Consider the following 12,645-nt stretch of genomic DNA (forward strand, 5'->3'; position numbering starts at 1 on the left):
ATTAAATAACGCAAGTAAGACGACTTTTCATTCGAGTTTTTAAACTATCCTTGCAAAATTAAGAATGATTTTTATACTGAATTGATAACAAGGAGAAAACAATGAAAGGTAATAAAGAAGTACTCGACATTCTTGCAGAAGTTCTTTCTGCGGAACTCACAGCAATCAATCAATATTTTATTCACGCGAAGATGAACAAGAACTGGGGTTTTAAAAAACTTGCAGATTTTATGAAACACGAATCCATAGACGAGATGAAACACGCTGACGAAGTCATCGATCGTATCCTTTACTTGGACGGTGTACCTGATCTTCAAAAATATATGAAAATCAATGTAGGAAAAAATATCGAAGAGATCTTAAAGGTGGACCTTGACTTAGAATATGCAGCTGTAGAAAGATTCAATCGTGGAATCGCGATCGCGGTTAAGAATAACGACAATGGAACAAGAGAGTTGTTTGAAAAAATTCTCGTCTCGGAAGAAGAACACATCGATTGGATCGAATCCCAACAAGAAATCATCCGTCAAATTGGCGTTGAAAACTATCTCGCGCAGCAAATAGAGTGACAAATTCTAAAAAACCAATTCCTAAAAAATCTCTCCGATTAAAATCAAAAAGATCCGTTATAAAAAATTTTCCGAACGAACCAAATCAAAAGCAAAATCCTTTTAAATTGGAATGGGATTTTTCAAAGCCGGATTCTTTCGAATATCATGCTTCCTGCCCGGACGGACTTTCCGGGCTTTTAAAAGAAGAAATTTTAGAAGCCGGTCTAAAGATCATTTCCGAAAATAGAGGCGGAGTTTTTTTTCAAGGTTCGACGAGCACCCTCAAGGAATTCGCTCTTTCTACTGGAATCTCATCAGGGATCAGTATTTCTTTAAAATACTGGAAAGTGGAAAGTCCGGAAGATCTTTATAACCAGGCTGTCCAATTTCCGTTCGAGAAAATCTTCGGACCCGAATATTCTTTTCGAATCGATTCGACGACCAAGGATTCTTTGAAGGACTCGCGTTATGCGACATACAAACTCAAAGACGCCATCTTTGATCGATTTCGTTCCAAAGGAAAAGAACCCCCGAAGGTCTCTCGAGACGAACCTGATTTGTTATTTTATCTTCGCTCCCATTCCGACCATGCAAAACTTTCCCTGGGTCTGAACACAAGGCCTCTTCAACAAAGAGGACATGGAAGAATCGGAGGTCCGGCTCCTATGCGGGAGATTCTCGCATCCGCTTTGGTTCGATATTCGGGATGGAACGCCAGATCAGTGTTATATGATCCGTTCTGCGGTTCGGGGACCATCGTAGTAGAAGCGGCTCTCAAACTTTTATACGGGGGTTACACGAATTACAGAAGTTTGTCGTCTTCCCTTTCGTTTAAGAAACTCTTCGGGGAACCGATCCTCAATGTAAAGAATTATTCCGAAATGAAAATTTTCGCGTCCGACAAGAATGAAACGATTTTGAATCTTGCAAGACAAAATGCAAAGAACGCAGGGGTGGATCACCTGATCACTTTTTTCGAATCGGACGCTACTATTTCCGAAAATGAGAAAAAAATTTCCGACGGTTTTATCGTGACCAATCCTCCTTACGGAGTTCGAATAGGTACCAAAGAAGAAGCCAAGGAAATTTATGTTGCTTGGGGGAAAAAACTCAAAGATCATTTTACGGGAAATATCTTGGCACTCGCTTGCGGAGATACTTCGCTCTTAGGCTTTCTCAAATTGAAAAAGGATAAGGAGCAATCCCTGACGATTGGTAAGCTCAAAGGAAAATTAGTTGCCTACACTTTGGGTAAATAATCCAATCGAACCGGAATGAAACATCAAGAGATTCTCCTTAAACTTTTGGAAGTTACGGATAATACTAAGGATTCGTTTCAATTTTTAAAACTTTTCCGTTCGATCGAACCTGAAAAGTTCGCTGTCATTTATGCGGATTCCGGCACGCTCATGGAGTCCGCAGAAGCGCTTCTTTACAATCTCAAGATACTTCACAAGTTGGACTTATATCCGGTCGTAGTTTTAGATAAGGATGGAATCTCTTATACCAATCTTTTTTATAGAAATCATAACAAAGAAGAATCTCCGTCGATTCTCCCCGGAAAATTATTCCGACATCCTCAAGATTTAAGGGGTGCGGTCATTTCAGCCCTTTCGGAAAAAAAACTTCCTGTTTTTGTCACGGAGGAAAAGGGGCCGTCCCTTTTCACGTTCTTGACCAAACTCTGCTCCACTCTACATACGAAAAAGTTGGTTCATCTTTATTCGAGAGGGGGAATTTTCCACGAAGGGAATAAAGTTTCGATCTTCGACGTCGATTCTTCCATCAAACCGGACTCAGAAGACGCTTCCCTTTTATTTTCCTGTTTAGAACTTTATAAAAATGTAAAGGATAAAGAATTCGGAATCGCGGTTACATCCGCTTCTTCCTTGCTTAAAGAATTATTTACGATCAAGGGAAGCGGAACTCTGATCCGTAGAAAAAATAGAATCGACTTTATTCCGGATCATCGTTCGATTTCCAAAGATAAGTTGAATCTTCTAATTGAAAAAGCTTTTCAAAAAGCTCTGAAAGAAAATTTTTGGAGTCAAGAATTTGCCGGAATTCTTTTAGAATCCGAGTTTAAAGGTTGTGCGTTGGTAAAGGAAACCCCTTTCGGAACATTTCTTTCCAAGTTCGCAGTAGACGAAATCGCCAGAGGAGAAGGTGTCGGAAGAGATATTTGGGACGAAATGACCCGCAAGTTTCCCGTTTTATTCTGGAGAGCAAGAAAGGAAAACACGATATCCAAGTGGTACATGAAGGTCTGCGACGGAATGCAAAAGGAAGGAATTTGGATTTACTTTTGGATTGGAGTTCAAGAGGAGCATATCCCAGGCATTTGTTTCTTTTTAAGAAATCATCCGCAAGATCTATCGAACGATCCTTAGATTAGTATGATTCTTGAACATAAGGCGAGTTCCGAATATGAAAACTCTTGATTCGACGGAGTCAAGAAGGCCGTTGGAGGAAACGAAAGCATCTTTGCTCTTTATGAATCGTTCATCTTTGTTGCGCAAAGAGCCTATAATCTCGCTTCCTATGGGCGCTCGATTGAAATATTAGTTTAACTTACTGCAGAACTGTTGTTTTCTTGAATCACGTGACCGTCTTCGAGAATCATACGAATCAAACGTGTCATTTCCACAGAATATTCCACATTCAAGTGTTTTGTCACACCCTCACAAAACCCGTTGATGATCAGAAGCTTTGCGTCATCTTCCGACAAACCTCTGGATTGGAGATAAAAAAGTTGATCTTCGTCGATTCTAGAAACGGTAGCCTCATAATTTAAGGTTCCGTTTTGACCGGAAACGTCATTATAAGGATAAGCGTGGGACTGAGAACGATCGTCCATCATCAGACCGTCACATTTCACGTGAGAATAAGAATTCTCCGATCCAGAGGTGAATTTAACAAGTCCCCTATAGGAATTGATTCCTCCGTCGAGAGAAACACCTTTTGCTAATATATTACTTCGAGTATTTTTACCGACATGAATGATTCTCGCCCCGGTATCTTGGATCTGCCCATCTCCCGCAAATGCAAGAGAAAGAACATCCCCCGTGGAATGATCTCCTTGGAGGACAATTCCCGGATATTTGACCGTATTCGCACCGATATTCACATCAGTCCAAGTGATATGCCCTCTTTCATGGCATAATCCGCGTTTGACGGTCCAGTTGTACATATTCTTCTTCCAATTTTGGATCGTTGTATAAAAGATCTTGGCGTTTTTATGAGCAATAAGCTCCACAACCGCAGTGTGAAAATTGGTACCTTTATCCTGAACGGAAGAACAACCTTCGGAGTATTCGATCTCCGCACCTTCATCCGCGATCAGAAGAGTTCTTTCATACTGACCCGAAGAAGCCGCCGTCACTTTAAAATATGCTTGAAGAGGCATCGGAGTTTTCACTCCTTTAGGAACAAAAGCGAAAGAGCCACCGGAAAAAACACAACTGTTCAAAGCGGAAAACTTGTTATCTCCTACACTCACGACCGTCCCGAGATACTTTCTTACGATGTCAGGATATTCACGGATCGCGGTGTCTATGTCGCAGAAAAGAATTCCGAGCTCGGTTAATTCTTTTTTAACATTAGCGTAAACAGTTTCGGAATCGTTCATCGCTTCGATTCCGGCGAGATACTTGCGTTCGTGCTCCGGAATTCCGAGACGTTCGAAAGATTTAAGAACCTCCGGATCCACTTCATCCCAGGATTTTTTCTTCTGTTGATTAGAACCTATATAATGCGTATAAGAATCGATGTCTACGTTGAAATTGGGAAAAAATCCCCAAGTCGGCATTGGTTTTTGTTCGTAGATTTCAAAGGCTTTGAGACGGAATTCAGTGAGCCAATCCGGTTCATTTTTGATATGCGAAATAGACTCTACGACTTTGCGTGTAAGGCCTTTCGGGAAATTATCAGGACGGTAATAACGATTTTCGTAAATGGATTCTTTTTCCAGAACTTGTTCCACTTTCCATTACCTCCGGAAATTAGACTCTTGGGAAAAGGAAAATCCCCAAAGAAACAGGAACCAGCTAACGATCCATTTCAGGAATAGCCATTGATTTCACAATCACTTACCCTTTTTGCGATCTCATTCTGCGGATCGCTTCAAGTAACTGAAACCTCGCTTCTTAGGGGTGCTGATATGTCATCATCCGCAGACTTGCATCTGCGGACAGAAAAAAATCAATTTACCGCCGAGAAGTAATCCTTAGATTTTTCCGGATCGGCTTTCATCGTTTTCTTTCCCTCATCCCAGTTTGCCGGGCAAACTTCGCCGTGTTTTTCGACAAATTGGAAAGCTTTGATCAATCGGATCGCCTCGTCAATATTACGTCCCACAGGAAGATCGTTGATAGTCGCCTGGCGAATTAGACCGGCTGGATCAATGATAAAAGTTCCTCTTAAAGCAACTCCACCATCCGTTAAAACATTGTAATCTCTAGAAATGGACTTAGTAAGATCCGCAATCAGAGGGTATTTGATGTCTCCGATTCCACCTTCTTTTTTAGGAGTATTTTTCCAAGCTAAATGAGTAAAAGCTGAATCCACAGAAACTCCCAGTATTTCCGCTCCGAGTTTTTTGAATTCCGGAAGTTTGTTATCGTATTCGATAATTTCAGTCGGACAAACGAAAGTAAAGTCAAGCGGGTAAAAAAATAACACTACCCATTTTCCTTTATAATCTGAAAGTTTAATTTCCTTGATCTCTTTTCCAAGAACAGCTTCTGCTTTAAAATCCGGTGCTAGGGATGTAACCTGCGGCATTTTATTTCTCCTTTTTAATTTACTTTGAAACTTAGACACCCCATGATATCTCCCAACCCCTCAGAAGCAAATATTTTTTAGAATGATTCTAATTTTTTTTCAATTCTAAAAAATAAACCTACAACTACTTTCCGTAGTATTACTTAACGTGAGTAATGAATTTTTCATTGGACGATCACTTCGAAAACGGTGATCCATCTATAAATTCGATCTTAAAATCTACATTTTCAGATTTTATAGAGATACCCTAAAAAGTATGAGTTCCTACAATTTTAGAAAAATAAATCTCCAACCACCGAACTCACGTTACAATATGAAGAAAGTATTTCATTTGTTCTGATTGAAATCAAGAGACCGGAAAGATCCTACATGCATATACATTCCTAGTTTAAAATGTAGAAACTATTGCATTTAACTCAGAAATTGACACCCATATACACGGGCCTTGGGATAAGTTCCAAATTTGAGGCCGCGACAGAAAACAAGCATAAAACTTAAAAAGAAATCACTCAGTAAACGAACCAAAAGTTTACTGAGTTTTATTAACTCACAACTTCCTTTAAAAGTAGAAACGTTCAGCCTTTTAGAAAGTTCATTGTCTCTTGAAGATTCTTCGCAATCTGTAAAAGACTGATCGCACTTCCTGCAATTTCCTCGGAGTTCGCTGCGCTACTTTGGACGGTAGTGGAAATATTGGAAATCGCGTTGGCCGTTTCCGTAATAGCAATCTTTTGTTCTTTAACGGAATTGCGAATGTCCTCCGACTTCGTATCGACTTGATCGATTCCGGAACGAATTTTTTCCTTTTTCTCCTGTTGGAGTTCCATAATGGCTACGATTTGATTGGAGGATTCCTTCAGATGTTCAAGCCCACCCAAAACTTCGGCATAAACTTTCACAGAGTTTTCAACGATCTTTCTACCGGTTTCGATTTCCGCATTGCTCGTTTTAATGAGTTCCTCGATCGTCATCGCACTAGAATCCGTTTGTTCCGCAAGCCTTGTGATCTCACTCGCCACCACAGCAAAACCCCTGCCATGTTCTCCAGCCCTCGCAGCCTCGATGGCAGCATTGAGCGCAAGTAAATTCACTTTTTCTGATATTTCTTTGATGATCGCCGTGATGGACTGCATCTCAACCGAACTACTTTCGATCTTCTCCATACTTTCGGAAAGATCTCCCATCGTTTTCTTACCGAAATCGGTTTTAAGATACATATCCGAAATTTTTTCCAAAGAATTCTTTACGGCATCCCCCACCTTGCTAATCATCCCTTCCAGTTCTCGCATTTCCCCGTTAAATGAAGAAATCAGGACATACTGAGACTCCGCGTTCCGGTTTACGTATTCCATTCCGGAACTAATCTCTTCCACCGATGCGGAAATTTCCTCAATCGAAGCCGATTCGGATTGTGCGTTCGCAGAAAGGTGATCCGCAGAACGAGAAAGTTCCTCAGAAGCCGCAACAAGATTTTCGGAAAAGTCCATAATCGTGCTGAGCATCTCTTTGAGCTTGATCTGGAACAAACGAAAAGTAATCAGTAAAAGATAAAGTTCGTCTTTTTTCTTTTCATCTTCTTCAACTTCCACCGGATGAGAAAAATCCGCATTTTTGACCGCACCGCTTACAGTAGTAAGCCCCCTGACCAATTGAATTGAATAGACCACCGCAATCAGAACGATGTAAATCAAAGTTATACTGGAAAGGAAAAGGAGTAAAATCCAACTAAAAGTGAATTGTTTTTCCGCTTTGATATATATCTTGTCCGTGATCTCCAATTGTAACTGTATCAGATTTTCGATCTTTTCTGTTACCGGATCAATTCTAGGATACAAACGAGAATCCGCAAAAGACTCTAATTCCTGAAAGTTTTTGCTGATCATCAGGTCCCTGGCCTCGGCTACCGCAGCGTTCGAAGCCACAAAAAGAGGATTTAACTCCCGGATGATGGCTTCCTCTTCGGGAACAAGATAAGTTCCAACGTATGCGCTCCATTCTTCTTGAATTCCGGAAGTCGCCTTATCAAGATTAGCGACTCCTTCTTCCGGTGTAAACGTTCCACTTCTTACCTTGTGAACACAGTCTACGATGAAAATCGCATATAAATCCGATATCTTCTTCAATTGTTTCAGAGGAATTACCCGATCCTCATAGATCGTTTCAATATCCTCGATTCTATCTTTCGTATTGATTAAAGCCAATACGACCAACACCGTAATCGGTATCAGCACAGAACCGAAAAGAAGTATCAGTTTTTTTCGTATTCCCAATCTCTGAATATATATGTATATTGTTTTCATAGAATTTAAAGCGTTTCATCATTGCCTTGATATATACTCAGTCAAGTTTTTTAAAAAGTGAATCATTTTTTAATGATGCAAGTTCACAAAGTAAGTAAACTTTTAGGTAAAGCTATGTCAAATCCTTAAAACTTTAGAGAGATTCTAAAACATAAAGCTCATCCTCGGCATATACAAAGACCTATTTTCGAGCCCATTGAAAGAATATTCATCTTCGTATGACGAAATAAATTGAATGAATTACTCATTTTCCCTTATACAATTTATCCCGAAAACCCCCAAGTATCCAAACGACTCCATCATCGCCAAACAAAAGCTTTTTAAATAAGCTTTGGGAATCGAAACCTTCAAAATGGAGTTTTTTCGTAAAACCTAGCAAACATCCTTGGAAATTCATTCGAAAAATATCTCTTAAAAAGTAAGCGAACAGGGATAAAAAGAATACCACCTAATAGAGAAAAACGATAATTTACTTGGATACGTCCCACATTTTTGGAATCGATCTGTAAAGTTCAGATCCAATTTTTTTAGAAAAATGAATCTCCTCATACCAAATTCACATTATTTATTTTCTCCAGGATAAAACGAAACGTTTTTCATTTCTAATGTCACCTTTGAGAGTTTGGCCCATTACACTCGGATAGAATTTTCATTGGATCACGAACTCAATAATTTAAACACGACTCCAAGAATCGCACAAATTCCACTCCGTGGACCGTTTTGTTTTACTCACAATTTTTTCGACGAAAACATAATGTGAAGTCCATTATAAGATTGAAATTCAAAACGTTATTCCCACCTACTATTGGGTTCGCTTCCGCAGGTTTTGGGACGCGTTGTAAATTCATTTTTTAAAGGAGAATTTTATGAAAAAAATTCTTAAACCGTTCCAGTTTGGGATCTTGGCCTTTTATCTCTGTTCCATCCTATGGAACTGCCAAAACGAAAAAAGTTCGGATAAGGAGGACTCCTTAAAACTTTTAGCTTTTCTATTAAACTCGACGGCACCTTTGAAAGAACTCACAAATGCGGACTGTACCGATCCGGCCCCCGCCTTCTCCACCTTAAATCAAGCAGGAACAGGAAGCTGTTCCACTTGCCACAATACAAACAACGCAAACGCTGGATTCGACGCCACTTCTTACAACTCGGTTCGAAATCGAGTGACAGTAACCGACCCGAAAAACAGTCTTCTATTTCAAAAAATCAACACGGGTTCGATGAGAATAAATAATAACGATTCCATCAATAAAGCCGTTTTCTGCTGGATCCTGAAAGGAGCCAACCCTTGATCCGTAGAAGTTTCTTATATGTTATTTTTCTAATTGTTCTGTTCGTACAAATTTCTTCCGTCTACGAACTTGGTTCCGAAAAGAAATTCTCCGAGGAATGGAACGTAAAGGAAACGGACATTCGCTTTTTAAGCGAGGCCCCTCAGGAGACAATTCGAGGCTCTCTAAAAAAAGCAGAAGGGAGAGCCGATCTAAAATCAAAAACGTTTTTCTTTCAAGTCGATCTTAATGACTTAAACGTTCCCAACCGGCTGATGAACCGTCACATGCACGAAAATTATCTGGAAACGGAACGTTTTCCGAATGTGATCTTTCAAGGAAACATTTCTAAATGGGACGTTTCCTCCAAAACCGTGATCGTCGAAGGGAATATCACCTTACACGGAGTTACAAAAAAGAACGTTCAAGTCCGGGGTAATTTCGAAGAAAAAGGGAAAGATCTTTTGATTCGCGCAAATTTCGAAATTCTACTGAGCGATTTTAATATCGAAATTCCTAAATTAGTAATTCTGAAACTAAACGAAAAAATCCAAATCGAAACATCCGTAACATGGCAAACCAAAGAATAAAATTCCAAAAAACTCCCTTTTCCTTAGCGGCGCCTTTTCCACTTCGCTTAACGTTTTTGATTTCCGTTTTTCTTTTTTTCTCCGTGAGTCTTTCCGCGCAGGAGCAAAAAAAATCCGCGTTCCTCGGAAGCAGTCTGATCCACATGCCGAGCACAGAAGACGTGGGCAAAAACGGTTTGGATTTTCGTTTTAATCACCGTTTCGGAAACGCAAAATCCGCTTCCTACGATTTTTTGGGCTTGGATAACGGAGCCAACACACAACTTTCTCTCGATTACGGAGTTACCGATCGGCTCACGATCGGAATCGCCAGAACCTCGTTTCAAAAAACATATGAAGCGAGAGGAAAAATCCGCCTTTTGACTCAGGATTCAAGTTTTCCGGTTACGATCAGTTTCTTTGGAGTATTTGGGCAGGAAACGGAGAAACAAGAAAAGTTTTACGGACCTTATCTCAAAGTTTCCACGGGTCTCTCAACCTTCGATCCCGAAGCTACAAAAAAGTTAAACACGTACGAACTTACGTATCCAGACAGACAAAGTATGCTCGCTTCTTTTTTAATTTCGAGAAGGTTCGGAGAAGTTTTTTCCCTTCAACTCTCCCCTATGTTCGTTCATAGAAATTTTGTGAAGGAGCACATTTCCAACGATAGAATGGGTTTGGATGTTTCTTTTCGAATTCATCTTTTTAAACGTCTGGATTTTACGTTCGGAACCATTCTCACCTCGAAACGGGATTATATCGGAGATTCTTACGCTGCGGAAAATAGAAAGACGAAGATTAACGGAGTGGAATATTCCGCTTCGGAAGTCAACGATCTGATCGCGAGAGGAAAAACAATCGACACAGTGATCAACAATATTCTTCTTTCCAAACCCGTGGAATATATGTCCGTCCCTTTGAGTTTCGGCGTTGACTTTGAAACAGGAGGACACGTTTTTCAGTTGTTCGTTACAAATAGTAGATCCATCGCACACACGCAGCTCCTACGTGGAGCCGATTACGATTACTCCAAAAAAGAATGGACTTTAGGTTTCAACATCCATCGTTATTTTTCTTTGGAAAGTTCGAACAACTAGTTTGTAATTCTTGCGGAATATATTGGGAACGTTATACAGATTCTTCAACGCCTACGTTAAAAGGAATGCTTTACTCTATTTTTGTACATAGCAGAGTTTGTATGGATCCGCTCGATTGCAATACGGATCACGTTTCGACTTTATCGATAAGAATAAACTTCGACATAGGGAAGCGAGGACTCCGACCTACAAAACCTATAACCGGAAATACATCCTTTCCGGTCGACCGGTAAGGTAGTCGTCAAAAGTCGAACGATTAGAATCTGACTTGGATCGATTTTAAAAGCGTCTTTCGCCAAAAAATCGGAAACTAGTTTTTTTTCGGGAACGTATAATATCGTTTTTTCATACATCAAGGACTGTATATTTTTGGGAATGTTCGTATCCGTAAAAACCAAATATTTTTTATTTTCCGATCGAAAATAATCCATCATGGTTCTTACGTTTTTATCGGAAGTACGTATAAATTGGACGGCATAGAACCATTGTTTAACTGAAAACAAGATCGAAACAACGACAAGAATCGATGTTGCGTAATAGACGACGGACTTTTGAGAATCAAGAAATGATTCTACCAGAATAAGCCCAAGCACGAAAATCAACGGATACGTTCCGAAAAGATACCGGGGAGAGATATGATCTCCGTGATTCGGCGCAGTTGCCAATATAAGAAAGATCGAAAGTATGGAAACACCAAGATACAACAATTCCAAAGACAAAATGTCCTTATACGATCTCTTATAGACAACGACAAGAATGGAGAAAAAAATTATCAATGCCAAATAGGAAGATTGAAAAAAATATCCTCTTTCTTTACCGAATAACAAATCGTAAACGATATCCGATCTTGAAAGAGCGACGGTCTCCGGATTATCCATCGTAAGTATATAACGCAAACCGAGCGGATGGCCGTGAATGTAAGTATTCGAAGCCAATAAGGAAGCGAGTATCACCAAAAACACGGGCGCCCAATAAAAAAATATCCGCTTCCGAATCTCCTGTCGTAATAAAAAACTCAAAGCGGACAATGAAAAAATGATAAATATAAATTCTAAACGAAAATAAAGGGAAAGTCCGAATAAAAGAGAAGAATATAGGAAGTTGGTATTTTTTTTCGTCTTTATAGATCGATGATAAAAATAAATTCCCCCGTATAAAAAAAACAAAGCGATCGAATATTCGTGAATGACCAAATTGTAGGTAAACACGGTCGTCCCGAATAAATACAGATAAACAAAAGAAACGCTAAGCCATCTTCTTCGGGTAAATTCGGAAAATAAAAGATACAGAAAATAGATCGAACCTGACAGAAATAAAATTTGGATGAAATAAATTCCTAAATTCGACTTAAACAATACCCTACCGACGGAAACGACTAACGGAAAGTAAGGCGGAAAATCTATATAGTATTGCAAATCATGAATCCCTAAAAAAGGCGCTTGAAAGGGAATCCATTCTCCCTTGGGATCGAAAGAACTTCCGGAATAATAAAATGAAAAGGTTTGAAAATCGGATCGGATCAGATCCATAATTTGAACCCACATAAAACCGGAATCTCCGTAGGTTACTTCAAAATCCGTCTTAATTCCGAAAAATAAGACCAAACAACTCAACAAGAATAGCAGATACAATTTCATAAATATATTAAGTCTTCCATGTAAAATTGCGATTCAAAAAATAATTCGTCGCGGTTGCAAGTAGGATTCCAACTATATTTCCCATATACGTAAGCCGATAGGGTAAAAAATCAGGATAATGGATCTGAAAATATTTCACCAGAAAAAACCAGGTTGAAAATTGAATCAAAAAACCCAAAAGACTGATTACATTGAATTTTAAGAATCCGATCATATTGTCCCAAAAGCCGACATTCCTACGATCGGAAAAGGTCCAAACGTTGTTCAAAAGATAATTGGTCAATACGCTCAATTCGAAACCGAAGACGATGGCGCCGGAAGGTAGAGAAATCGCGGATTGAATCTGCTCCACCACATTGATCGCCAAAACGTTGTTATATAAGAATTGTCCCCCCAAATTTACGAAAACGCCCGACAAGCCGGTGATTCCGTATT

The 12,645-nt window shown here is 39.6% G+C and carries 11 protein-coding genes (1 of these 11 running past the window's edge); 6 read left to right on the forward strand and 5 right to left on the reverse strand.

From position 1 onward, the window contains the following. Positions 1 to 101: 101 nt before the first annotated feature. The 3 genes from bfr to CLV95_RS06300 are packed head-to-tail and all read left to right on the forward strand — an operon-like array spanning position 102 to position 2,941. Positions 102 to 569: a bacterioferritin gene (gene bfr / locus CLV95_RS06290; protein WP_002726206.1), complete on the forward strand. Its 468-nt coding sequence runs from the start codon at positions 102 to 104 to the stop codon at positions 567 to 569. Beyond that, positions 566 to 1,810 carry a THUMP domain-containing class I SAM-dependent RNA methyltransferase gene (locus CLV95_RS06295; RefSeq protein ID WP_002726433.1) on the forward strand — a complete coding sequence of 415 codons (1,245 nt, stop codon included), beginning with the start codon at positions 566 to 568 and terminating at the stop codon, positions 1,808 to 1,810. The genes bfr and CLV95_RS06295 overlap by 4 nt, the downstream gene beginning before the upstream one ends. 15 nt (positions 1,811 to 1,825) lie before the next feature. Further along, the gene (locus CLV95_RS06300) at positions 1,826 to 2,941 is read left to right on the forward strand and encodes an acetylglutamate kinase (protein WP_002726158.1); all 1,116 of its coding nucleotides are present in this window, start codon (positions 1,826 to 1,828) and stop codon (positions 2,939 to 2,941) included. Between the two features lie 176 nt (positions 2,942 to 3,117). Here the strand turns inward: CLV95_RS06300 and sufB are convergent, their stop codons facing one another. From sufB to CLV95_RS06315, 3 genes are all read right to left on the reverse strand, one after another. Then, positions 3,118 to 4,533: a Fe-S cluster assembly protein SufB gene (sufB, locus tag CLV95_RS06305; protein WP_002726453.1), complete on the reverse strand. Its 1,416-nt coding sequence runs from the start codon at positions 4,531 to 4,533 to the stop codon at positions 3,118 to 3,120. 218 nt (positions 4,534 to 4,751) lie between these two features. Continuing rightward, complete coding sequence (locus tag CLV95_RS06310; protein ID WP_002726250.1) at positions 4,752 to 5,333, reverse strand: peroxiredoxin; 582 nt, start codon at positions 5,331 to 5,333, stop codon at positions 4,752 to 4,754. A gap of 575 nt (positions 5,334 to 5,908) precedes the next feature. Beyond that, positions 5,909 to 7,582, reverse strand: a complete 1,674-nt coding sequence (locus CLV95_RS06315; RefSeq protein ID WP_026054910.1) for a methyl-accepting chemotaxis protein — start codon at positions 7,580 to 7,582, stop codon at positions 5,909 to 5,911. 917 nt (positions 7,583 to 8,499) lie between these two features. On the opposite strand from CLV95_RS06315, the gene CLV95_RS06325 reads away from it, so the two are divergent. From CLV95_RS06325 to CLV95_RS06335, 3 genes are read left to right on the forward strand one after another with little or no spacing between them, the layout of a single operon-like run. Beyond that, the gene (locus CLV95_RS06325; protein ID WP_002726240.1) at positions 8,500 to 8,925 is read left to right on the forward strand and encodes an LIC11213 family lipoprotein; all 426 of its coding nucleotides are present in this window, start codon (positions 8,500 to 8,502) and stop codon (positions 8,923 to 8,925) included. Then, positions 8,922 to 9,494, forward strand: a complete 573-nt coding sequence (locus tag CLV95_RS06330; RefSeq protein WP_002734526.1) for a YceI family protein — start codon at positions 8,922 to 8,924, stop codon at positions 9,492 to 9,494. Before CLV95_RS06325 ends, CLV95_RS06330 begins: the two co-directional genes overlap by 4 nt. Further along, positions 9,476 to 10,573, forward strand: coding sequence for a DUF5777 family beta-barrel protein (locus tag CLV95_RS06335; protein ID WP_002734577.1), 1,098 nt, complete (start codon positions 9,476 to 9,478; stop codon positions 10,571 to 10,573). The genes CLV95_RS06330 and CLV95_RS06335 overlap by 19 nt, the downstream gene beginning before the upstream one ends. Positions 10,574 to 10,713: 140 nt before the next feature. On the opposite strand, the gene CLV95_RS06340 is transcribed toward CLV95_RS06335, so the two are convergent. Then, a complete protein-coding gene (locus CLV95_RS06340) occupies positions 10,714 to 12,210 on the reverse strand; it encodes an ArnT family glycosyltransferase (protein WP_002734334.1) in 1,497 nt (498 codons plus the stop codon). 7 nt (positions 12,211 to 12,217) lie between these two features. Further along, on the reverse strand, positions 12,218 to 12,645 hold the end of the coding sequence (locus CLV95_RS06345; RefSeq protein ID WP_002734441.1) for a glycosyltransferase. The gene runs 715 nt beyond the window's last position; only the last 428 of its 1,143 coding nucleotides appear in the window; its start codon lies off the right edge, out of view — the gene reads right to left on this strand; its stop codon occupies positions 12,218 to 12,220.

The sequence above is a fragment of the Leptospira borgpetersenii serovar Javanica genome (assembly GCF_003046425.1).
GTDB classification, from domain to species: Bacteria; Spirochaetota; Leptospiria; order Leptospirales; family Leptospiraceae; genus Leptospira; species Leptospira borgpetersenii.